The organism is Streptomyces sp. SID14515 (genome assembly GCF_010548505.1).
Classification (GTDB): Bacteria; Actinomycetota; Actinomycetes; order Streptomycetales; family Streptomycetaceae; genus Streptomyces; species Streptomyces caviscabies.
Map to the genome: position 1 here is coordinate 52,636 of NZ_JAAGMH010000028.1, position 20,976 is coordinate 73,611.

General features: G+C 73.0%; 18 protein-coding genes. 10 read left to right on the forward strand and 8 right to left on the reverse strand.

Translation table 11 applies throughout. From position 1 onward, the window contains the following. Position 1 precedes the first annotated feature (1 nt). Entirely contained in the window at positions 2-931 is a 930-nt protein-coding gene (locus tag G3I54_RS05180; RefSeq protein WP_164611581.1) for a hypothetical protein, read from the forward strand. Next, positions 928-2,070 carry a DUF3152 domain-containing protein gene (locus G3I54_RS05185; protein ID WP_203685535.1) on the forward strand — a complete coding sequence of 381 codons (1,143 nt, stop codon included), beginning with the start codon at positions 928-930 and terminating at the stop codon, positions 2,068-2,070. The genes G3I54_RS05180 and G3I54_RS05185 overlap by 4 nt, the downstream gene beginning before the upstream one ends. A gap of 21 nt (positions 2,071-2,091) precedes the next feature. Here the strand turns inward: G3I54_RS05185 and G3I54_RS05190 are convergent, their stop codons facing one another. The 4 genes from G3I54_RS05190 to G3I54_RS05205 all read right to left on the reverse strand — a co-directional run bounded on the left by G3I54_RS05190 (position 2,092) and on the right by G3I54_RS05205 (position 7,296). Beyond that, on the reverse strand, positions 2,092-2,781 hold the full coding sequence (locus tag G3I54_RS05190; RefSeq protein ID WP_164611583.1) for a hypothetical protein: 690 nt from the start codon (positions 2,779-2,781) through the stop codon (positions 2,092-2,094). A 7-nt stretch (positions 2,782-2,788) separates the two neighbouring features. Further along, positions 2,789-3,988, reverse strand: a complete 1,200-nt coding sequence (gene mqnC, locus G3I54_RS05195) for a cyclic dehypoxanthinyl futalosine synthase (RefSeq protein WP_164611584.1) — start codon at positions 3,986-3,988, stop codon at positions 2,789-2,791. 71 nt (positions 3,989-4,059) lie between these two features. Next, on the reverse strand, positions 4,060-6,138 hold the full coding sequence (locus G3I54_RS05200; protein ID WP_164611586.1) for a serine/threonine-protein kinase: 2,079 nt from the start codon (positions 6,136-6,138) through the stop codon (positions 4,060-4,062). A 276-nt stretch (positions 6,139-6,414) separates the two neighbouring features. Further along, complete coding sequence (locus G3I54_RS05205; protein WP_030083389.1) at positions 6,415-7,296, reverse strand: menaquinone biosynthesis protein; 882 nt, start codon at positions 7,294-7,296, stop codon at positions 6,415-6,417. Positions 7,297-7,628: 332 nt separating this feature from the next. On the opposite strand from G3I54_RS05205, the gene G3I54_RS05210 reads away from it, so the two are divergent. Together G3I54_RS05210 and G3I54_RS05215 are read left to right on the forward strand one after the other, a co-directional pair. Continuing rightward, a complete protein-coding gene (locus G3I54_RS05210; RefSeq protein ID WP_003967102.1) occupies positions 7,629-7,832 on the forward strand; it encodes a cold-shock protein in 204 nt (67 codons plus the stop codon). Between the two features lie 153 nt (positions 7,833-7,985). Then, complete coding sequence (locus G3I54_RS05215; protein ID WP_164611588.1) at positions 7,986-8,813, forward strand: MerR family transcriptional regulator; 828 nt, start codon at positions 7,986-7,988, stop codon at positions 8,811-8,813. A 118-nt stretch (positions 8,814-8,931) separates the two neighbouring features. On the opposite strand, the gene G3I54_RS05220 is transcribed toward G3I54_RS05215, so the two are convergent. Further along, a complete protein-coding gene (locus G3I54_RS05220) occupies positions 8,932-10,152 on the reverse strand; it encodes an amidohydrolase family protein (RefSeq protein ID WP_164611590.1) in 1,221 nt (406 codons plus the stop codon). A gap of 291 nt (positions 10,153-10,443) precedes the next feature. Between G3I54_RS05220 and G3I54_RS05225 the strand changes: the two genes are divergently transcribed. Together G3I54_RS05225 and G3I54_RS38870 are read left to right on the forward strand one after the other, a co-directional pair. Continuing rightward, entirely contained in the window at positions 10,444-13,401 is a 2,958-nt protein-coding gene (locus tag G3I54_RS05225) for a BTAD domain-containing putative transcriptional regulator (RefSeq protein ID WP_164611592.1), read from the forward strand. 205 nt (positions 13,402-13,606) lie between these two features. After that, positions 13,607-13,783 (forward strand): hypothetical protein, encoded by a 177-nt coding sequence (locus tag G3I54_RS38870; RefSeq protein ID WP_203685536.1) that lies wholly within the window; start codon positions 13,607-13,609, stop codon positions 13,781-13,783. A gap of 155 nt (positions 13,784-13,938) precedes the next feature. On the opposite strand, the gene G3I54_RS05230 is transcribed toward G3I54_RS38870, so the two are convergent. Next, positions 13,939-15,492, reverse strand: a complete 1,554-nt coding sequence (locus G3I54_RS05230) for a FadD3 family acyl-CoA ligase (RefSeq protein WP_164611594.1) — start codon at positions 15,490-15,492, stop codon at positions 13,939-13,941. Between the two features lie 96 nt (positions 15,493-15,588). Between G3I54_RS05230 and G3I54_RS05235 the strand changes: the two genes are divergently transcribed. Genes G3I54_RS05235 through G3I54_RS05245 form a run of 3 tightly spaced genes read left to right on the forward strand, consistent with a single transcriptional unit; the run spans position 15,589 to position 18,010 of the window. Beyond that, positions 15,589-16,737 (forward strand): lipid-transfer protein, encoded by a 1,149-nt coding sequence (locus tag G3I54_RS05235; protein ID WP_164611596.1) that lies wholly within the window; start codon positions 15,589-15,591, stop codon positions 16,735-16,737. 40 nt (positions 16,738-16,777) lie between these two features. After that, positions 16,778-17,230 carry an OB-fold domain-containing protein gene (locus tag G3I54_RS05240; protein ID WP_164611598.1) on the forward strand — a complete coding sequence of 151 codons (453 nt, stop codon included), beginning with the start codon at positions 16,778-16,780 and terminating at the stop codon, positions 17,228-17,230. A 3-nt stretch (positions 17,231-17,233) separates the two neighbouring features. Next, positions 17,234-18,010: an enoyl-CoA hydratase/isomerase family protein gene (locus tag G3I54_RS05245; protein WP_164611600.1), complete on the forward strand. Its 777-nt coding sequence runs from the start codon at positions 17,234-17,236 to the stop codon at positions 18,008-18,010. A 58-nt stretch (positions 18,011-18,068) separates the two neighbouring features. On the opposite strand, the gene G3I54_RS05250 is transcribed toward G3I54_RS05245, so the two are convergent. Next, complete coding sequence (locus G3I54_RS05250; RefSeq protein WP_164611602.1) at positions 18,069-18,605, reverse strand: hypothetical protein; 537 nt, start codon at positions 18,603-18,605, stop codon at positions 18,069-18,071. Positions 18,606-18,802: 197 nt separating this feature from the next. Between G3I54_RS05250 and G3I54_RS05255 the strand changes: the two genes are divergently transcribed. Beyond that, the gene (locus G3I54_RS05255) at positions 18,803-19,411 is read left to right on the forward strand and encodes a hypothetical protein (RefSeq protein WP_164611604.1); all 609 of its coding nucleotides are present in this window, start codon (positions 18,803-18,805) and stop codon (positions 19,409-19,411) included. 310 nt (positions 19,412-19,721) lie between these two features. Here G3I54_RS05255 and G3I54_RS05260 read toward each other — a convergent pair. Next, positions 19,722-20,976 (reverse strand): PQQ-binding-like beta-propeller repeat protein (locus G3I54_RS05260; RefSeq protein WP_164611606.1); only part of this gene is annotated, 1,255 nt, incomplete at its 5' end.

The window sequence follows — 20,976 nt, forward strand, 5'->3', positions numbered from 1 at the left end:
CATGACCCCTGAACCGTACGAGCACCTGTCGCCCCGCGCCCGGGACGAGGAGCTGTTCCGGGACGCCCTGCGCCGGACCGTCGGCCCGCTGTCGCTCCAGCCGGATCTGGTCGCCGACGCCGTACGGGAGGGCCACCGGCGGCGGGCCAGGACCCGGGCGTTCGCGGTCGCGGGCACCTTCGTCGCGGTCACCGCCGTGACCCTGGGCCTCGCCGTGCTCGGCCCCTGGCTGTCGGCCGGGACGGACCCGGAACCCGCCGCGCCCGCCGGCCCGTCCCTCTCCCTGCCCGCCGCCACGCCCACCCCGTCCCCCCGACGTACGGAGCAACCCACCGACATGCCGAGCCCCACCGCCACCCCCGTGCCGACGGATTCCACGGCCGTGCCGCCCGTACCCCCGGGGCCGCCCGGTCCTTCCCTGTCGGTCCCGCCCGGTCTCGGCCCCGAGGAGGCCCAGCGCCTGGAGGACTTCCGGCATCGGGCGGCCGGGGCGCTGGACGCCCTGCTGCCCGCGTCGGTCGGGACCGTCCTGCCGGTCGGCGACGACGCGCAGAGCTACCAGGGGCGGCGTGGCGGCATCGTGCACTCCGTCCGGCTGGAGGTGCGCCCGGATCCGGGGAGCGCGGCGCCCGCCTGCCGCGACCTCCCGGAGAAGGAGCAGACGTGCGACGGCCTCACCCTGGACGACGGCACGCCCGCCCAGGCCTACCGGCGGCCCGCGGCGGGGCGGTCGGGCACGGAGGTCTCCCTCCGCTACCGGTCCGGCCGCAGCACGGTGGCGCTGTCCGTCTCGCCCGCGCCGTCCGGGGCGGGCGGCGGCGCCCCCGTCACCGCCGGGGACCTGGTGCGGGTCGTCCAGAGCCCGCGGTTCCGGGAGCTGATCGCGTACGCCGACGAGAACCCGGTGCCGCGGAGCGGGGCCGCCTCATGACGCGCCGCCGCCCCACGGGCACCCTGCCGCCCGCGTACGGGGAACCGGACCGCGACGAGGACACGTTCCGGCTGCGCGTGCCGCCGCCCCGGACCTCGGAACACACCGCGAGCGGTTCACGAGGCGGCTCCAGGAGCGGTTCGAGGGGCGGTTCTCGGGACGCCTCCCGGAGCGGCTCCAGAACCGGCTCCCGGGACGGCTCGCGGGACGCCTCCAGGACCGACTCCCGGGACGGCTCCCGGGACGGCTCGCGGGACGGCTCGCGTTCCGCTCCCCGTTCCCGGTCCGCGGCGCGGACCCGGGTGCGGCGTCGGCAGCGCAACCGGCGCCGGGCGGTCGGCCTCGCCGTCCTGACGCTCGCGGTGGCGGCGGGCGCGGCGCTCCTCGTCGGCCGCCCCTGGCAGGACGGCGGCGGCCCGTCGGACGCGGCCCCGGCCCCGTCGCGTACGGCTCCGGAGGGCGGACCCGACAACGCGTCCGAGCCGCTGGAGGACGCCCCTCCGCCCACTCCCGCACCGACGCCGACCCCGTCCGCCGCGGAGGGGGACGCGGAGTCGGACGACCCCCGGGCCGAGGACATCCCCGCCTCGGGGCCCGGCACGTTCACCGTGGCCCGTGCGGGCGTCACGGCGAAGGGCGAGGGCAGCGCCTACCGGGTCGAGGTGGAGGACGGCATCGGCGTCGACCCGGACCGGGCCGCCGCCGACATCGCCGCCGTCCTCGCCGATCCGCGCGGCTGGAGCCACGGCGGCGAACGCTCGTTCCGCCAGGTCGCCGACGGGCCGGCCGGGCTGGTGATCAAGATCGCCACCCCGGCGACCACGGACCGGATCTGCGGCGCGTACGGCCTCAGGACGCGCGGCGAGGTCAACTGCCGCGGCGGCGAGAAGGTGATGGTCAACCTCAAGCGCTGGCAGCTCGGCTCGCCGCAGTTCGACGGGCCCGTCTCGGAGTACCGGGCGCTGATCATCAACCACGAGGTCGGCCACTGGCTGGGGCGCGGCCACGAGACCTGCCCGGGGAAGGGCCGCCCCGCGCCCGCGATGATGCAGCAGATCGACGGGCTGAAGGGCTGCGTCGCCAACGCCTGGCCCTACGACGCGAAAGGACGCTACCTGGGCGGTCCGAAGGTGCCCTGACCTCGGGCCATGGAGTGGGCCTCAGCGGGCGCGGTGCACGAGCCGGCCCGCGAGCACGGTCGCCACGCAGGGCCGGGGTCCGCCCCCGTACAGCGCCGCCTCGTCGGGCACGTCGAAGACCGCGAGGTCAGCGCGCCCGCCCACGGTCAGCGGGCCGTGTGCCGTACGGGCCAGATCGCCGCCCGCCGCGAAGGGGTCCAGGTCCGGCACCCCTTCGCGTACGGGCAAAGGCTCCCCGGACTCCTCGCGTACCGGAACGGGCGACGGCGCGACCCGGACGACCAGACCCGACCGGGCGACGGCGGTGCGCAACACCGGGTCGTCCGCGCCGAAGGGGCCCGCCACATGCGTCGTTCCGTGCCGCAGCATCCGCTGGAGCCCGCGCCGGACGCTGCCGGCCCGCCGGGTCGCGTCCGCCGTCGCCGCGATCCGCTCGAACGCCTCGCCCCACAGCGGGAGTTCGCCCAGCTCGTCGGCCTCGCGCGGGTCCGGGTGGTAGCAGCGGGTGAGCAGTTCCCGGGCCCGGTCCTGGCGCAGTCCGGGCGTGAGGAGCCCGGGCCAGCGGCGGACCCGGGCGGCCGGGCAGGCGGCGGCGACCTCCTCGTACGGGCCGAGGGCCGCGATCCGGTCGCCGTCCACCGCGACCGCACCGTCCGCGACGGCCGCCGCGCCCACCGGCAGCACCAGGGGCGCGGCGTGAATCGTCAGCACAGGGACGTCAGTTGGCGTTGAGGAGCTTCAGCTCCGGGTGGGCCGTGCCGCCCTCGATCGCGGTGGACGAGATGTGCGAGACGACGCGCTCGTCGACCGGGTCGTTCGCCGGGTCGTCGTGCACGACGAGGTGCTCGTACGTCGTGGCGCGCTGGGCCGGGACGCGGTCGGCCTTGCGGATCAGGTCGATGATCTCCAGCCGGTTGGAGCGGTGCTTGGCCCCGGCCGAGGAGACGACGTTCTCCTCCAGCATGATCGAGCCGAGGTCGTCCGCGCCGTAGTGCAGCGACAGCTGGCCGACCTCCTTGCCGGTGGTCAGCCAGGAGCCCTGGATGTGGGCGACGTTGTCGAGGAAGAGCCGGGCGATGGCGATCATCCGCAGGTACTCGAAGAGCGTGGCCTGCGTCTGGCCCTTCAGCTTGTTGTTCTCCGGCTGGTAGGTGTACGGGATGAAGGCGCGGAAGCCGCCGGTGCGGTCCTGGACGTCCCGGATCATCTTCAGGTGCTCGATGCGCTCGGCGTTGGTCTCGCCGGTGCCCATCAGCATGGTGGAGGTCGACTCGACGCCGAGGCCGTGCGCGATCTCCATGATCTCCAGCCAGCGCTCGCCGGACTCCTTGAGCGGGGCGATGGCGGTGCGCGGCCGGGCGGGGAGCAGTTCGGCGCCCGCTCCGGCGAAGGAGTCGAGCCCGGCGGCGTGGATCCGGCTGATGGCCTCCTCGGCGGAGACCTTCGAGATCCGGGCCATGTGCTCGATCTCGGAGGCGCCGAGCGAGTGGATGACCAGCTGCGGGAACGCCTTCTTGATCGCGGAGAAGTGCTCCTCGTAGTACTCCACGCCGAAGTCCGGGTGGTGTCCGCCCTGGAACATGATCTGGGTGCCGCCCAGCTCCACGGTCTCCGCGCAGCGGCGCAGGATGTCGTCGAGGTCGCGGGTCCAGCCCTTGTCGGTGGCCTTGGGCGGGGCGTAGAAGGCGCAGAACTTGCAGGCCGTCACGCACACGTTGGTGTAGTTGATGTTGCGCTCGATGATGTACGTCGCGATGTGCTCCGTACCGGCGTAGCGGCGGCGGCGTACGGCGTCGGCGGCGGCGCCCAGGGCGTGCAGCGGCGCGGACCGGTAGAGGTCGAGCGCCTCCTCCGGGGTGATCCGACCGCCTTCGGCGGCTCGGTCGAGGACGGGCTGAAGGTCGGCCTTCTCGGTCACCGGGCTGTCACCTTTCGGCGGTTTTTTGAGGATCCACGGACCGATCCAGCGTACGCCAGCCCGGTGCGCCGTCAGCCGCCGGACCTGGTGAGCTTTCCGTACGGGAGACCCGCGGCGCGTTCCTTCGAGCGGTAGTCCAGGGTGCCGTCGTCGGCGAGGCGGAAGACCAGGTCGGCCTCGGTGGTGGTGCAGAGGCCGGGCGTGCTGGGGCGGTCCGGGTCGGTGGCCTCGCGGATGTTCAGCTCTTTCGCGGTGCCGGAGGCGAGGGTGCCGACGCTGTTGCAGGTGACGGTGATGCCGAGCTGGGAGATGGTCGTGCTCATCCGGACGACCCGCTCGCCGCGCTTCCCCTCGGTGAAGACGGCGGTGAGGGTGCCGTGCGGCTGACCGGTCGTCCTCTCGGTGACCGGCCCCTTCCAGGTGCCGACGTACGCCTTCGGCAGCGCGGCCGCCGGGGCCTCGCTCGCGGCGTCGTCGGACTCGGCGGGCGACGGCTTCCCGGAGGCGGGCGGGGAGGCGGACCTCGACGGGGTCGCCGCGGCGTCGCTGCCCCGGTCCCGGTCGGCGTCGCCGCCCGGGAAGAGGCCGTCGAGCAGGCCCGTGCCGAGGGTGACGGCTGCGAACGCGCCCGCCACGGCCAGGGCGACGGTGCAGCTGACCCGGCGGCTGCGGCGCTCGCCGGTGGTCTGCCGGTTCTCGGCGCTGACGGTCAGGGAGAGGCGGGGGTCGCCGGTGCGCTGCCCCGGCAGGCCGCTCGCGCCGTGCGTGCCGTGCGTGCCGTCGCCGCCCTGCCGGTAGGTCCCGGCGTGCGTGGGGGGCGGGGGTGCGGTGGAGGCGGGCTTCGCGCGCGGAGGCGTCGGTGGCGGAGGAGGGGGCGGCGTCCCGTAGGCGTCGTCCTGCGGATGCGGCGTCCCGTACGCGTCGTCCTGCGGATGCGGTGTCCGGTACGGCACATCCTGCGACGCTTCACGCGGCGCTTCCGGTGACGCTTCACGCGGCGCTTCCGGTGACGCTTCACGCGGCGCTTCCGGTGACGCTTCACGCGGCGCTTCCTGCGGGTGCGCCGTCCGGCCCGGCGCTTCCTGCGCGGCTTCCTGCGCACGCGGTGCCCCGTACGGCGCTTCCTGCGGGTTCGGAGCGGGCGGGCCGAACTCCCCGGCCCGGCCCTGCGCGGCCTCCCCCGCCCAGGGCCGCGGCCCCGCCCCCAGCGACGCGCTGCTGAACGGCACCGGCCCCGACTGCACCGGCGCGTCCTGCGGTTCCAGGTCGAGCAGCGCCACCGCGGACCGGCTGACCTCGCGCACCAGCCGGCCCGGCAGCCAGCCGCCCGCCACCATCGCCGCCGCCCCGTCGGGAGCGAGTGCGCGGGCGAGGTCGGCCGGGGCGGGTCGGGCCGCCGGGTCCTTGGCGAGGCAGCCCGCGACCACCTCGCGCAGCTCGCCCTCCAGATCGCCCAGTTCGGGTTCCTCGTGGACCACCTTGTAGAGGAGTACGGCGGAGGAGTCGCCGGGGAAGGGGGCCGCGCCCGTCGCCGCGTACGCGAGGACCGCGCCCAGCGAGAAGACGTCGGCCGCGCCGGAGACGTCCCGGCCCCGGATCTGCTCGGGCGCCATGTAGCCGGGCGAGCCGACGGAGACCCCGGTGGAGGTGAGCGAGACGGTCGCGCCGAGGGCCCGGGCGATGCCGAAGTCGATGAGGCGCGGGCCGTCGAGGGCCAGCAGCACATTGGACGGCTTCACGTCGCGGTGGACGATGCCCTGGCCGTGGACGACCGCGAGGGCCTCGGCGAGACCCGCGCCCAGGGTGCGCACCGCGTGTTCGGGCAGCGGGCCGTGCTCGGTGATCGCCTGGGAGAGCGGCGGCCCGGCGACGTACCCGGTCGCCACCCACGGCACCGGGGCGTCCGGGTCGGCGTCCAGGACCGGGGCCGTCCACTGGGCGCCGATGCGCCGGGCGGAGTCCACCTCGCGCCGGAACCGGGCGCGGAACTGCTCGTCGAGGGCGAAGTGGGGGTGGACGACCTTGACCGCGACCGTACGGCCGCCGGCGCTGCGCCCCAGATAGACCCGGCCCATGCCGCCCGCGCCGAGCCTGCCGAGCAGCCGGTAGGCACCGATGGTGTGCGGTTCGCCCGCTTCCAGCGGCTGCATATGGACTCCCCCTGTGAACCCTGCGGACGGTGAACCCGTGGACGGTAATCCCTGTGGGCGCTCCGGAATCCCTGCGGACGGTCCGGACCCGGACCGAAGCCTAGGGGGCGCCACCGGCGCGGTCACCGGGAAACGGCCGGACCATTCCCCCCTCTCCGGTCGGGAGGGGATCATTTCGCCCCGGGGAAAGGCGCGAATGTGTTGTTCCGACGCCCCGCCGCCAATTCCCTGCCCAGGAACGGGAAAGGGAATTCCCGCCCTTTCCCGGGCCTCGGCTCAGCCGCCGAGCAGCTCCACCCGGACGTCGGCCGGGTAGCCGGTGTCCTGGCCCGTCCGGCGGGCGAACTCTCGGACGCCGGCCAGCTGGTCCGGGCCGAAGCGGAAGTCGAGCGTCGTGAAGTACTGCTCCAGCACCTTCGCGTCGAAGGCCTCCCAGCGGGCGGCCTGCTCGGCGACCTTGGTGACCTCCTCCAGGGAGAGGTCCCGGGAGGCCAGGAACGCCTCGTGGACCTTGGCGGCCGTCTCGGGGTGCGCGGCCAGGAAGTCCTTGCGGGCCGCCCAGACGGCGAAGACGAACGGCAGCCCCGTCCACTCCTTCCACATCTGGCCCAGGTCGTGGACCTGGAGCCCGAGCCGGGGGGCGTCGTGCAGGTTGGCGCGCAGCGCGGCGTCGCCGATCAGCACGGCGGCGTCCGCCTCCTGCATCATCAGGCCCAGGTCGGGCGGGCAGGTGTAGTAGTCGGGCCGGACGCCGTAGCGCTCGGCCAGCAGCAGCTGGGCCAGCCGCACCGAGGTGCGGGAGGTCGAGCCGAGCGCCACCCGGGCCCGGTCGAGCTGCTCCAGCGGAAGCTGGGAGACGATCACGCAGGACATCACGGGCCCGTCGCAGCCGACCGCGATGTCGGGGAAGGCCACCAGGTCGTCGGCGTTGCGCAGGTACTCCACGAGGGTGACCGGGCCGATGTCCAGATCCCCCCTGATCAGCTGCTCGCTGAGCCGCTCCGGGGTGTCCTTGGAGAGCTCCAGGTCGAGCAGGGTTCCCGTCCGGGCCAGGCCCCAGTACAGCGGGAGGCAGTTCAGGAACTGGATGTGGCCGACGCGGGGCCGGCTGCGACGGTCGTCGTCGCCTTCACGGGGGGAGACGGTTGAATTGTCCACATCGCGAGGCTAGACCCGCATCCGGCCACGAGCACCACCGGGGCCCGCGCGCCCCGTCCCGCACCCCCGCCCGTACCCCGCTCCGCACCCCCTGCGGGAGGCTCCCGTGCGGCCTTCCTCCGGACGCCCGACGGGGGCAGTCAAACATTCGGGTGAAGTGATCTTTCCCTCTACCGCTCTCCAGAGACTGCGTGCTAGGCTCGCCCGCAAGTTGCAGTTTGGTTTCCCTTGCAGTACAGAGCCTGCGGAGCATGTAACCCGCAGGCTTTTGTAGTTTTCAGACTTGTTTGCAGGTTCTGGAGCAGGGCAACCCTTTGGCCCAAGGAGGGCTTATGGCTACCGGAACCGTCAAGTGGTTCAACGCTGAAAAGGGCTTCGGCTTCATCGCCCAGGACGGCGGCGGCCCGGATGTCTTCGTTCACTACTCCGCGATCAACGCGTCCGGGTTCCGCTCCCTCGAGGAGAACCAGGTCGTGAACTTCGACGTCACTCAGGGACCCAAGGGTCCGCAGGCTGAGAACGTCACCCCGGCCTAGTTGCCCGGGTCGGTCGATCGCGGCCGTACATAGCAGTACCCAAGGAGCCCCGCTCCCCCGCTTCGGCGGAGGAACGGGGCTCCTGCCTGTATACGCCCGCAACCCGGTACCGCTTGACCTTGACCCCGTGTGAAGGGGTGCAGTGGAGCCATCATGTTCACCATCGGAGACTTCGCCAGGTACGGCCGGGTGTCGCCCCGGATGCTGCGTCACTACGACGCCATCGGACTGCCGCACCCCGACCGCACCGACCCCGTCACCGGCTACCGCCGCTACGGCGCGGCCCAGCTCGCCCGGCTCAACCGGATCATCGCACTCAAGGACCTCGGCTTCACGCTCCAGCAGGTGGGGGCCGTCCTGGACGAGCAGGTGGGCCCGGAGGAGCTGCGCGGAATGCTGCGGCTGCGCCGGGCCGAGCTGGCGGAGGCGGTGGCGGCCGCGTCGGCGCGGCTGGCCCGGGTCGAGGCGAGGCTCCGGTCGATCGAGAGCGAGGGGCGCATGCCTGTCGACGATGTTGTGATCAAGACCGTTCCGGCGGTCCGGGTGGCCGAGCTGACCGGGACCGCCGCGAGTTTCCAGCCGGAGGACATCGGGCCGGTGATCGGCCCGCTGTACGAGCGGCTCCTCCCGCTCCTGGAGGGCGCCGGCCTCCGGCCCACCGGCCCCGGGATCGCCCGGTACGAGGACGCCCCCGGGGGCGGCGGCGCGATCACGGTGCACGCCGGGGTGACGGTGTCGGCCCCGGCGGGCGCGGTCGGGGACACGGAGGTACGGGTGGTGGAGCTGCCGCCGTTCGAGGCGGCGACGATCGTGCACCGGGGCGCGATGGACGACGTACTGCCGACGGCCCACACCCTGGCCCGCTGGCTGGACGCCAACGGCTACCGCTCCACGGGCCACACCCGCGAGGTGAACCTGGAGTGCCCGGCGGACCGGAGCGCGTGGGTGACCGAGCTCCAGGAGCCGGTGGCGAAGGCCTGACCGGTCCGGCGCGTACGGGGAGGGGCGGCGGCCCCTCCCAGTGCGTACGCATGCACGCACGCGGCGACCCGCCCCCGTACGCGACGCGCACCCGCCCCCGGCGTCACTCCCCCACGCGCTACGCCCCCGCCCAGAGTCCGTCCTCCGTGAGCCCCAGCAGCTCGATCGCGTTGCCCCGGACGATCCGGTCGACGACGTCCGGAGCCAGGTGGCCCATCTGCTCCTCGCCGACCTCGCGGGAGCGCGGCCAGGTGGAGTCGGAGTGCGGGTAGTCCGTCTCGTACAGGACGTTGCCGACGCCGATCGCGTCGAGGTTCTTCAGCCCGAAGGCGTCGTCGAAGAAGCAGCCGTAGACATGCTCGGCGAACAGCTCGGACGGCGGCCGGTGGACCTTCTCGGCGACGCCGCCCCAGGCCCGGTTCTCCTCCCAGACCACGTCGGCGCGCTCCAGGATGTACGGGATCCAGCCGATCTGCCCCTCCGCATACATGATCTTCAGGTTGGGGAAGCGTTCGAACTTGCCGCTCATCAGCCAGTCGACCATCGAGAAGCAGCAGTTGGCGAAGGTGATGGTGGAGCCGACGGCGGGCGGGGCGTCGGCGGAGGTGGACGGCATCTTCGACGAGGAGCCGATGTGCATGGCGATCACGGTGCCGGTCTCGTCGCAGGCCGCGAGGAACGGATCCCAGTCGTCCGCATGTATGGACGGAAGCCCGAGATGGGGAGGTATCTCGGAGAACGCGACCGCGCGCACGCCCCGCGCCGCGTTGCGCCGGACCTCGGCGGCGGCGAGCTCCGCGTCCCACAGCGGGACGAGGGTGAGCGGGATGAGGCGGCCGTGCGCCTCGGGGCCGCACCACTCCTCCACCATCCAGTCGTTGTAGGCGCGCACGCCGAGGAGCCCCAGCTCGCGGTCCTTCGCTTCGGTGAACGTCTGCCCGCAGAAGCGCGGGAAGGTCGGGAAGCAGAGCGCGGACTGCACATGGTTGACGTCCATGTCGGCGAGCCGGTCCGGGACCGAGAAGGAGCCCGGCCGCATCTGTTCGTAGGTGATGATCTCCAGCTTGATCTCGTCCCTGTCGTAGCCGACGGCGGTGTCGAGACGGGTGAGCGGGCGGTGCAGATCCTCGTACACCCACCAGTCGCCGACCGGCCCGTCGTCGCCCTTCGCACCCATCACGGGCGCGAACTTTCCGCCCATGAAGGTCATTTCCTTCAGCGGTGCGCGAACGACGCGCGGACCGGAGTCCGCGTACCTGGACGGGAGCCGGTCCCGCCAGACATGAGCGGGCTCCACCGTGTGGTCGTCCACCGAGATGATCTTCGGGAAGGTCTCCATGCGTTCCACGGTAGCGCCGATCTGACGAACCGTCAGCTAGCGTGCGGGCATTCGCACCGGGTCCGGCACGGGGCACGGTTCCCGAATCGTTGTCGAGGGCTTGTGCAGAGCGTCACCCACTGCTGACGAGTCCGCCCGGGACAAGGCAGACTGTTGAGCGCGATACCAGCGGTACCGCGCCATCCGGATGCACACCGCACATAGACGCACGGGCGGACATTCGGGCGCGGGCACCACCGGCAGGATCCGCAGACGAGCGGGACCGGCAGGCGAGCAGGACAGGGGGCATCAATGGACCGTGACAGCGGGCCACGCGTGCGCGTACCGGAGCAGCGTGCTCCGGAGAAACCGGGTACGGCGGACGCCCTCAGGTTCACCGTGCTCGGCCCCGTACGGGCCTGGCGGGGCCCGGAGCTGCTCTCCTCCGGCTCGCCCCAACAGCGCGCCCTGCTGGCCGCGCTGCTGCTGCGCGAGGGCCGGACGGCCACCGCGGGCGAGCTGATCGACGCGTTCTGGGGCGAGGACCCGCCCTCGCAGGCGCTGGCCACGATCCGTACGTACGCCTCCCGGCTGCGCAAGATCCTGGGCCAGGACACCCTGGTGAGCGAGTCCGGCGGCTACGCGATCCGGACCGACCGGGCGGCGCTCGACCTCACCCTGGCCCAGGACCTGTCGGCCGAGGCCGAGAAGGCGCGGGCGGCCGGGGACCGCTGCCAGGCGCGCACCCTGATCAACAAGGTGCTGGGCCTGTGGGACGGCGAGGCGCTGGCCTCCGTGCCCGGCCCGTACGCGGACAACCAGCGCACCCGGCTGGAGGAGTGGCGGCTCCAGCTCACCGAGACGCGGCTGGACCTGGACCTGGAGGTCGGCTGCCACGCGGAGGCCGTCTCCGAACTGACCGCGCTGACGGCCGCGCACCCGCTGCGCGAGCGGCTGCGTGAGCTGCTGATGGTGGCGCTGTACCGCAGCGGCAGGCAGGCCGAGGCCCTCGCGGTGTACGCGGACACCCGCCGGCTCCTCGCGGAGGAGCTGGGCGTCGACCCGCGCCCCGAACTGGCCCAGCTCCAGCAGCGGATCCTGCGCGCCGACGAGGAGCTGGCCCGCCCGGCGGACGAACCGGCCCCCGCGCCCGCGCCGCTGAAGCCGGCGCAGCTCCCCGCCACCGTGCCCGACTTCACCGGCCGGTCCGCGTTCGTCTCCGAGCTGGGCAGCCGGCTGGCCACCGCCGAGGGCTCGGTGATGGCGGTCTCCGCGGTGGCCGGGATCGGCGGCGTCGGCAAGACGACGCTGGCGGTGCACGTCGCCCACCAGGCCCGCCGGCACTTCCCGGACGGGCAGCTCTACGTCGACCTCCAGGGCGCGGGGGCGAGGGCGGCGGAGCCGGAGACGGTGCTCGGGGCGTTCCTGCGGGCGCTCGGCACGGCGGACTCGGCGATTCCGGACACCCTGGACGAGCGGGCCGCGCTGTACCGCTCGACGCTGGACGGCCGCCGCGTCCTGATCCTCCTCGACAACGCCCATGACGCCGCCCAGATCCGCCCGTTGCTGCCCGGTACGCCGGGCTGCGCGGCCCTGGTGACGAGCCGGGTGCGGATGGTGGACCTGGCCGGGGCGCATCTGGTGGACCTGGACGTGATGTCGCCCGAGGAGGCGTTGCAGCTCTTCACCCGGATCGTGGGCGCGGAGCGGGTCGGCGCGGAGCGCGAGGCGGCGCTGGACGTGGTGGCCGCGTGCGGCTTCCTGCCCCTGGCGATCCGCATCGCGGCCTCCCGCCTCGCGGCCCGCCGCACCTGGACCGTGTCGGTCCTCGCCGCCAAACTCGCGGACGAGCGCCGCCGACTGGACGAGCTCCAGGCGGGCGACCTCGCGGTGAAGGCCACGTTCGAACTCGGCTACGGCCAGCTGGAACCGGCCCAGGCCCGCGCCTTCCGCCTCCTGGGCCTCGCGGACGGCCCGGACATCTCCCTCGCCGCGGCGGCCGCCCTGCTGAATCTGGACCCGCACGTGGCGGAGGACCTCCTGGAGGCCCTGGTCGACACGAGCCTGGTGGAGTCCGCCGCGCCTGGCCGCTACCGCTACCACGACTTGGTGCGCCTCTACGCGCGTGCGTGCGCGGAACGCGACGAACAGCCGCCGGTGGAGAAGGAGCTGGCGCTGTCGCGGCTGCTGGACTTCTATCTGGCGACGGCGGCGGGGGTGTACGCGCTGGAGCGGCCGGGGGACCGGCTGGCCGATCACCGGGAGCCCACGCAGTACAGCGGGCTGACGTTCGCCGACCGGCACAGCGCCCAGGACTGGCTCTACACGGAGGCCAACTCCCTGCTCGCCTGCGTACGTCAGTCGTCGGGGGCCGGCGCGGTGCGCCGGGCGGTCGATCTGCTCTGGGCCACCAAGGACCTCGCGGAGTCGGGCGCGAACTCCAAGCAGTACGAGGCCGCGGCGATCACGATGCGCGATCTGGCGCAGTCCAGCGACGACGCGCGGGCCGAGGGGCGGGCGCTGATCACCCTCACCAACGCCCGGCTGGTGGCGGGCCGTTTCGACCAGGCGGAGCGGGACGCGCAGCGCGCCATGCGGCTCGCCCGCGCCGTGGACGACCCGCTGCCGAGCTGCTGGGCTCCGAACGACCTCGGCATCATCGCGCTGTACCAGAACCGCCACGCGGAGGGCGAGGCGTACCTGGAGCAGGCCATCGCCAACTTCCGGGCCGACGGCAACCGCCCGGGTGAGGCGAGCGCCCTGTGCAACCTCTCCCGCATCCACCTGGCGATGGGGAACACCACGAGCGCGGTGGCCCTGGCCCAGCAGGGCATAGACATCTACGACGAGCTGGGCCACGCGCTGCGCGGCGCGAACGGCCGCTACGCTCTCGGCCTGGCTCTCACGCAGAGCGGCCGGTTCGCCGATGCGACGGAGCAACTCCACGACGCACTGGCGGTGTTCCGGGACAGCAGGCAGCGCCTCTGGGAGGGTATGGCCACGTTCCGTCTCGCGGAGGTGGACCTGGCGGCCGGCCTTCCGGCGCAGGCGGCGACCAAGTCCGAACAGGCTCTGGCGATCCTGCGCGGCATCGGCGGCGAGTGGCGGCGCGGCAACGTCCTCACCGTGCTGGGCCGGGCGCTGAGCGAGATCGGGCAGCCGGGCCGGGCCCAGGTGTGCTGGCGCGAGGCGCTGGACATATACGAGACGCTCGGCTCGGCGGAGATCGAGGCCGTACGCAAGTTGCTGGTGCCAACACTGCCGGGATGAGCCGCCGGTGAGCGTTCATCATTCGTTTATCGCTCCCCGACACTGTGGTCCCAGTCGTTCCGTCGCGTCGGGGGGCAGACGGGTCGGCTGTGGCCGTAGAGGTACGTTGAACGGCCAGATGACACCCGCCCGGCAACCCGACGGGGGAGTTGCCGGGCGGGCTCGTCGAGTCCGTGCACAGCTATTCAGGAAGCTGGAGAACACCATGAGCGATGCGAAGAAGAAGCCGGTCGTCAAGCCGCTCGACAACCACGCCACCGGCGGGGAAGCCAAGCCGCAGGACAACCACGCGACCGGCGGCGGTCTGAAGCCGCTGGACAACCACGCGACCGGCGGCACCGTCAAGCCGCTCGACAACCACGCCACGGGCGAGCCCGCCTAGACCTTCCCGACGGGGATACGGGGGAAGCGACCGCGGCGACGCCGAGGGGGAGCCGCCGCGGTCGCGGTACGGGGGAATGTGTGAGGGGCCCGGGACGGGGGAAACGCTCGGGCCCCTCACGCATGTCCGGAGTTCCGCATGTCCGGAGGCGACGGCTACAGGCTTCGCAGCTCCCCCTTCACCACCTTGCCGCTCGCGTTGCGCGGGAGTTCCGGGACGAACTCCACCGCCCTCGGGACCTTGAAGTTCGCCATCTCGCGGCGGGACCAGGCGATCAGGTCGTCCGCGGTGAGCGTCGCCCCGCGGCGGCGGACCGCGTAGGCCTTGCCGACCTCGCCCAGCCTCGGGTCCGGGATGCCGATGACCGCGACGTCGGCCACGTCCGGGTGGAGGCCGAGGAGCTGCTCGATCTCGGCCGGGTAGGCGTTGAAGCCGCCCACGATGAACATGTCCTTGATCCGGTCCGTGATCCGCAGGTTGCCCGCCCCGTCCAGGACGCCCACGTCGCCGGTGCGGAGCCAGCCGTCCTCGGTCATCGTGGCGGCCGTCGTGTCCGGGTCCTCGAAGTAGCCGGCCATCACGGTGAAGCCGCGGACCTGCACCTCACCCGGAGTGCCCGGTTCCGCCAGGACGCGGATCTCGGTGCCGGAGATCGCCCGGCCGGACGTGGTGGCCACGACCTCCGGCGGGTCGCCCCGGCGGCACATGGTGACGATGCCGCTCGCCTCGGAGAGGCCGTACGCCGTGAGGACCGTCGCGATGTGCAGTTCGTTGCGCAGGCGTTCCACCAGCTGGAGGGGCACGACCGCCGCGCCTGTCACCACCAGGCGGAGGGCCGAGAGGTCGTACGCGCCCCGGGCCGGGTGGTCCAGGAGTGACTGGTGGAGCGTGGGCGGGCCGGGCAGGACCGAGATCCGTTCCGCCGCGATGTTCGCCAGCACCGTGTCCACGTTGAACACCGGCTGCGGCACCATCGTGGCCCCCCGCATCAGACAGGCGATGATCCCCGCCTTGTAGCCGAAGGTGTGGAAGAAGGGGTTGACGATGAGGTACCGGTCGCCCTCGCGCAGGCCCGCCAGGTCGCTCCAGATCGCGTAGGCGCGCAGCGTCTGGGCGTGCGTGATGACCGCGCCCTTGGGCGCGCCCGTGGTGCCGGAGGTGTAGATGATGTCGGACGGGTCCGAGGGGGCGATGGCCGCAGCCCGTTCCCGTACGGCGGACGACGGAACGCCCTCCCCCGCCGCCAGGAAGTCCGGCCAGCTCGTGTAGTCCTCCGGGGCCGTGTCCGCCAGCACCACCACCCGCTCCAGGTCCGGCAGCTTCACCTCCGCCCGCCGCAGCGACGCCACGTACGAGGTGCCCAGGAACGTGCCGGTGACGAACAGCAGCCTGGCCCGGCTGCGGCGCAGGATGTACGCCGCCTCCGTGCCCTTGAACCGGGTGTTGAGAGGGACCAGCACCGCGCCCGCGCTCACCGCCCCGAGCGCCGAGACGATCCACTCCGTCGTGTTGGGGGCCCAGATCGCGACCCGGTCGCCCGGCTCCACTCCGGAGGCGATGCACGCGGCCGCCGCGCGCTCCACCCGGTCGCCGAGCTCGGCGTACGAGAGCCGGGTGCGGCCGTCGGCCACCGCCTCGGCGGAGCCGTACCGCCGCGCCGCCGTCCGCACCAGCTCCGGGATGCTGCACCATTCCTCGTCGCCCCGCATCACGTGCCCTCCTGCCGCCGCAACAGCTGACTATCCGTCAGATTAGCGGTAGCCTCTGCCGCTGTCAGCAGGCTCGACGGTGCGGGAGGTCAGCGGATGGCAACGCTCAAGGACGCGACGGCGATAGCCGGGATCGGGCAGACGGCGTTCGCGAAACAGCTCCCGGAGTCCGAGAAGACGCTCGCCTGCCGGGCGATCCTGGCGGCCCTCGACGACGCGGGCATCGCACCCTCGGAAGTCGACGGCTTCGCCTCGTACACCATGGAGGAGACCGACGAGGTCGAGGTCGCCAAGGCGATCGGGGCCGGAGACGTCACGTTCTTCAGCAAAGTGGGGTACGGGGGCGGCGGGTCCTGCGCCACGCTCGCCCATCTCGCCGCCGCCGTCGCCACCGGGCAGGCGAGCGTCGGCGTCGCCTGGCGGTCGCGCAAACGCGGATCCGGGCCCCGGCCCTGGAAGAACACCGCCGTCCAACTCCCCACGCCCGCCCAGTGGACCCGGCCCTACGGGCTGCTGCGGCCCGCCGACGAGATCGGCATGCTGGCCCGGCGCTACATGCACGAGTACGGGGCCACCCGCGACCATCTCTTCAACGTGGCGCTCGCCTGCCGCAACCGGGCCAACCAGAACCCGGACGCGATCATGTACGAACGCCCGCTGACCCGCGAGATGTACATGAACTCCCGCTGGATCAGCGAGCCCCTCTGCCTCTTCGACAACTGCCTGGAGACCGACGGGGCGTTGGCCTGCGTCATCGTCTCCGCCGAACGCGCCCGCGACTGCCGGCAGAAACCCGTCTACCTCCACTCCGTCGCCCAGGGTCTGCCCGCCCAGCACCACGGGATGGTCAACTACTGGAACGACGACCCGCTCACCGGCCCCGCCTGGACGGCCGCCCGACAGCTGTGGAAACAGGCCGACTTCGGGCCGGACGATGTGCATGTGGCCCAGATCTACGACGCGTTCACCCCGCTCGTCCCGCTCTCACTGGAGGGCTACGGCTTCTGCGGGCGCGGCGAGGGCGGCGCGTTCACCGAGGGCGGCGCGCTGGAGAGTGGTGGGCGGCTGCCGGTCAACACCGGTGGCGGCGGGCTCAGCGAGGCGTACGTCCACGGTTTCAACCTCATCACCGAGGGCGTGAAGCAGCTGCGCGGCACCTCCACCGCCCAGGTGCCCGACGCCGCCACCTGCCTGGTCACCGCGGGCGAGGGCGTACCGACGTCAGCCGTGCTGCTGCGGAACTGATGAGTTGAGGAGATGAGGAGTTGAGGAGTTGAGGAGAGCCATGACGAGCGAATCCCTGTTGCTTCCCGTCGTCGACGAGGACGGCGCGCCCTTCTGGGAGTACACCGCACGCGGCGAACTGCGCGTCCAGGCCTGCGCCTCCCCCGCCTGCGGCGAACCGCGCTTCCCGCCCCGGCCCTGCTGCCCTCACTGCGGCTCCTTCGACAGCGAGTGGCGGCTGATGAGCGGGCGCGGCCGACTCTGGTCGTACGTGATCCCGCACCCGCCCCTGCTCCCCGCCTACGCTGAACAGGCCCCGTACAACGCGGTGTTGGTGGAGCTGGTGGAGGCCCCGCAGATCCGGCTGGCCGGGAACGTCGTCGCCTCGCCCGACGCGCCGCTGAACTCGGTGGACCCGGCGCGGCTGCGGATCGGCGCGCCGGTGCGGGCCGCCTTCTGCCCGGCGGGGCCCGGTGACGGTGTCACGCTCGTGCGCTGGCTCCTGGAGCGATGAGCGATGGCCCTGCGCGCCGAGCGGGACGAGAAGACCGGGGTCGCGCTCGTCACCCTGGACCGGCCGGCGAAGCTCAACGCGATCGACCTGGAGACGGCCGAGGAACTTGCCTCGCTGTGGCGGGAGTTGCGGTTCGACGCGTCGGTGCGGGCCGTGGTCCTCACCGGGGCCGGGACACGTGCGTTCTGTACGGGGATCGACCGCGGCGTCACCGTCCCGCAGCCCCCGTCCCCGTACGCCCTCGACGACCCGCTCCTGCGCATCGGACCCAAGGCGAACGACCTGTGGAAGCCGGTGGTCGCGGCCGTGGAGGGGATGGCGTGCGGCGGGGCGTTCTATCTGCTGGGCGAGGCGGAGTTCGTCGTCGCGTCCCGGGAGGCGACGTTCTTCGACCCGCACACGACGTACGGGATGGTCTCGGCGTACGAGGCCATCGCGATGGCCCAGCGCATGCCGTTCGGGGAGGTGGCCCGGATGGCCCTGATGGGCACCGCGGAGCGGGTGAGCGCCGAGCGGGCGTACGCGGTCGGGCTGGTCAGCGAGGTGACGGAGCCGGGCTGCGCGGTGGCGGCTGCGCTGCGGTCGGCGGAGGTGATCGCCGGCTACCCGACGGATGCGGTGCAGGGCACGGTCCGGGCGGTGTGGTCCGCGAAGGAGGCGGCCAGGACCCAGGCGATGGCCCAGGCCCCGGCGCTGATCGCCCTCGGCAACCTGGCCCCGGAACGGCAGGCGGAGCTGTTCGAGGCGCGGGGCGCGGGCGGGGAGCCACGGGTGCGGTGAGCGGGTGCGGTGAGCGGGTGCGGTGAGCGGGTGCGGTGAGCGGGTGCCGCCAAGGCGGTCAGACCGCCTTGGCGGTCACTTCGCAGCGCTTGACCCGGGACACCTTGCCGGGGCTCTCCATCCGTACGGTGAGCGTGCGGAACTCGCCGCTGTCCAGGATCGTGGTGGCCTCGGCCGTGTCCACGGTGTTGCCGCGGGCGTCGACGAACCGCACGTCGATCTCGTACGCCTGCGTGTACGGATCGTTCGCCTCCACCTCGATCAGCGACGAGGTGACCGCCTTGCGCTTGCCCTTGCGCGGTGCGGCGCAGCGGATGACCCGGACGGCGAGGGCGTCGGACGCGGTGGGCGTCGGGGTTCCGTAGGAGCCGGACGAGCCGGAGGACGAGGAGCTGTCGCCGTAGTCGTCGTCGTAGTCGTGGTCGCGGTAGCCGTTGTTGCTCTTCTTCGAGCTGGAGCAACCGCCGCCCGAACTGCTGCTCTTGCCGCTCTTGCTCTTGCCGCTCTTGCCGCCGCTGGTGGAGGTGGAGAATCCGGTGAGCGCGAGCACCACCACGACCAGGACCGCCGCGAGCTTCGTCTGTCGCCGCATCATGGATGCAGCCCCCCTTGATTTTCGTTGCCGTATGTCGAGCCGGTGGCGTGCGTTGTGACCCTCAGCATGCCGTGCGGGACTCCACGTTCGGGTCATGACCCTGTCACGGTCCGGTCATGGTCTGCGTGGCGGGGGTGATCGTCCGGGCGTAGCGTCGGTGACGGGGCCCGTTCGCGTACGCCCCTGGAGGCTTGACGATGATCCGCAACATCCTCGGCTCCGTCGTGGCGCTGGCCGGGGCGGCCTCCGCCGTACTGAGCCCGTTCCGCGACTGGTACGACGGGCGGGTCGGGCGCGACTACCGGGTGCGGGACCTGTTCGAGGGGATCACGGCCGCGGAGTCGGGGGTGCTGGTCTCGATCCTGCTGCCGTTCCTGGCCGCGGCGTTGCTGGTGGCCCTGGGCGTGGTGCTCCGCTCGCGGCTCGTGGTCGCCTTCGCGGGCCTGGTGGTGCTGGGCTTCACGATCCTGTGGATGGTCCGCCAGGGGCAGGCGGCGGGCTCGCTGGTGGTGGGCGGGGACGGTGCGGGGTTGCAGGTGGGGGTGGCGAACGCGTTGGCGGGTGGGGTGCTGATGTTGATCGGGGCGTTGCTGATGAGGGGCCGGCGGAGCCGGCGGGGGTCGGGGCGGGAGCCGGTGGAGCCGTATGCCGTGCCGGCGGCGGATCAGGTGGATACGTGGCCGCCTACGCAGGAGCCGGGGATGTCGGTGCAGCAGTCGCCGTGGCCGGAGCCGGAGGTGGAGCCGTACACGGGGCCCGATCCTCGGGATCCGGTGCATCCGCCGCACCGTCCACCACAGGGTTGACGGCCACCCGGTCGAGGGTTCCGTCCTCAATCGCCGGACGGGCTGGGAGTCCGCGGGGTCGCCGCCCCACCGGGCAAGGGTTCCGTCCTCAAACGCCGGACGGGCTGGAGTGTGCCGGACGGGCGGGAAATTCAAGCCGGTCCGGCGCTTGAGGACACTTCCCGAGGACACCCTCCCAGCCTGTCCAGCGCTTGAGGACGCCCTTCCCAGCCGGTCCGGCGCTTGAGGACACCCCTCCCAGCCCGTCCGGCGCTTGAGGACACCCCCAGCCCGTCCGGCGATTGAGGACATCCTCCGGCGAGGACCTCGCTCAGGTGCGGGCTCTGTTGCCTGTGCCTGTGCCCTTCAGGGCGTCCAGGGCGTAGACGCAGCGGTCCTTGCTGCAGGCGTACACCACGCCCGCCTGGGCCACGGGCGAGCCCGTGATCTCGCCGCCCGTCGCGAGCTTCCAGCGCAGCTGGCCCCCCGCCGCGTCCAGCGTGTACAGCACGTGGTCGGCCGAGCCGAAGTGGACCCGGCCGTCCGCCACCACCGGGGAGCCGACCACGTCGCCGCCCGCCGCGAAGCGCCACTTCGGGGTGCCGGTGACCGCGTCCAGGGTATAGAGCGCGCTGCCGCTGCCGACGTGCACGTTGCCCACCGCGACCAGCACCGGTTCGATCGAGGCGCGGGCCTCCGTGGCGATGCGCCAGCGGTCCTTGCCGGTCGCCGCGTCCAGCGCGTACACCGTGCCGAGGTAGTCCGCGAGGTACACCCCGCCGCCGGTCACCGCCGGGCCCGGCGCGAACGCGGGCGGGGAGAGGAAGACCGCGGGCGACTCGAAGTGCCAGCGCACCCGGCCGGAGCCGGTCTCCACCGCCAGCACCCGGGTGCCCGCCGCGATGTAGACGTAGCCGTCGGTGGCCGGGGTGACCCGGACCGGGACGCCGCCGCAGGAGGCCGCGTCGCCGATGGGGTACGACCAGCGCTCGATGCCCGTACGGGCGTCCAGCGCGCGCAGCCGGGCGTCCTGCCAGACGTACACCGTGCCGTCGTGGATGACCGGCCCGGCCTCCGCCGTCTCGAAGTCGCTCTGCGCACCGGTGATCTCCCACAGCTTCTCGCCGTTGGAGGCCTCCCAGCCCTGGACGCCGCCGCCTCGGGTCGCGGTCAGGACCGTGCCCCGGTCGGCCTTGAGCGCGTACACCCAGGCGTCGGTCGACAGCCGCCACTGCTCGGCGCCGCTCGCCGCGTCCAGCGCGTACAGCGAGGGGCCGTCCGAGGCGTGGATCCGGCCGCCCTCGACGGCCATCGCCCAGGCCACGTCACGGGTCTTGAACTGGCGTCGGCCGTTGCCCACGTCCAGCGCGTGGACCTCGAAGGACGTCACGTACAGCAGATCGCCGGAGACCACGGGCGTGCCCCACACGTCGTTGGACATGCGGAAGCGCCAGGGCCGCCAGCGGTCGGGGGCGGGGGCCGCGCCGTCCTGGGCGGGCCCGGGGGCCGGGACGGGGGCGGTGGGGGCCGTGGCCGCCGACGGCGAACCGTTCACTCCGGCTGGCGGGCGGACCCAGCCGGTGGCG

Bases quoted from the DNA above. Each gene is read 5' to 3' on its own strand.
- G3I54_RS05220 (WP_164611590.1), bottom strand. From the start codon at position 10,152: ATGGAGACCTTCCCGAAGATCATCTCGGTGGACGACCACACGGTGGAG.
- G3I54_RS05200 (WP_164611586.1), bottom strand. From the start codon at position 6,138: ATGCAGCCGCTGGAAGCGGGCGAACCGCACACCATCGGTGCCTACCGG.
- G3I54_RS05225 (WP_164611592.1), top strand. From the start codon at position 10,444: ATGGACCGTGACAGCGGGCCACGCGTGCGCGTACCGGAGCAGCGTGCT.
- G3I54_RS05230 (WP_164611594.1), bottom strand. From the start codon at position 15,492: ATGCGGGGCGACGAGGAATGGTGCAGCATCCCGGAGCTGGTGCGGACG.
- G3I54_RS05245 (WP_164611600.1), top strand. From the start codon at position 17,234: ATGGCCCTGCGCGCCGAGCGGGACGAGAAGACCGGGGTCGCGCTCGTC.
- G3I54_RS05250 (WP_164611602.1), bottom strand. From the start codon at position 18,605: ATGATGCGGCGACAGACGAAGCTCGCGGCGGTCCTGGTCGTGGTGGTG.
- G3I54_RS05210 (WP_003967102.1), top strand. From the start codon at position 7,629: ATGGCTACCGGAACCGTCAAGTGGTTCAACGCTGAAAAGGGCTTCGGC.
- G3I54_RS05185 (WP_203685535.1), top strand. From the start codon at position 928: ATGACGCGCCGCCGCCCCACGGGCACCCTGCCGCCCGCGTACGGGGAA.
- G3I54_RS05235 (WP_164611596.1), top strand. From the start codon at position 15,589: ATGGCAACGCTCAAGGACGCGACGGCGATAGCCGGGATCGGGCAGACG.
- G3I54_RS05255 (WP_164611604.1), top strand. From the start codon at position 18,803: ATGATCCGCAACATCCTCGGCTCCGTCGTGGCGCTGGCCGGGGCGGCC.
- G3I54_RS05240 (WP_164611598.1), top strand. From the start codon at position 16,778: ATGACGAGCGAATCCCTGTTGCTTCCCGTCGTCGACGAGGACGGCGCG.
- G3I54_RS05180 (WP_164611581.1), top strand. From the start codon at position 2: ATGACCCCTGAACCGTACGAGCACCTGTCGCCCCGCGCCCGGGACGAG.
- G3I54_RS38870 (WP_203685536.1), top strand. From the start codon at position 13,607: ATGAGCGATGCGAAGAAGAAGCCGGTCGTCAAGCCGCTCGACAACCAC.
- G3I54_RS05215 (WP_164611588.1), top strand. From the start codon at position 7,986: ATGTTCACCATCGGAGACTTCGCCAGGTACGGCCGGGTGTCGCCCCGG.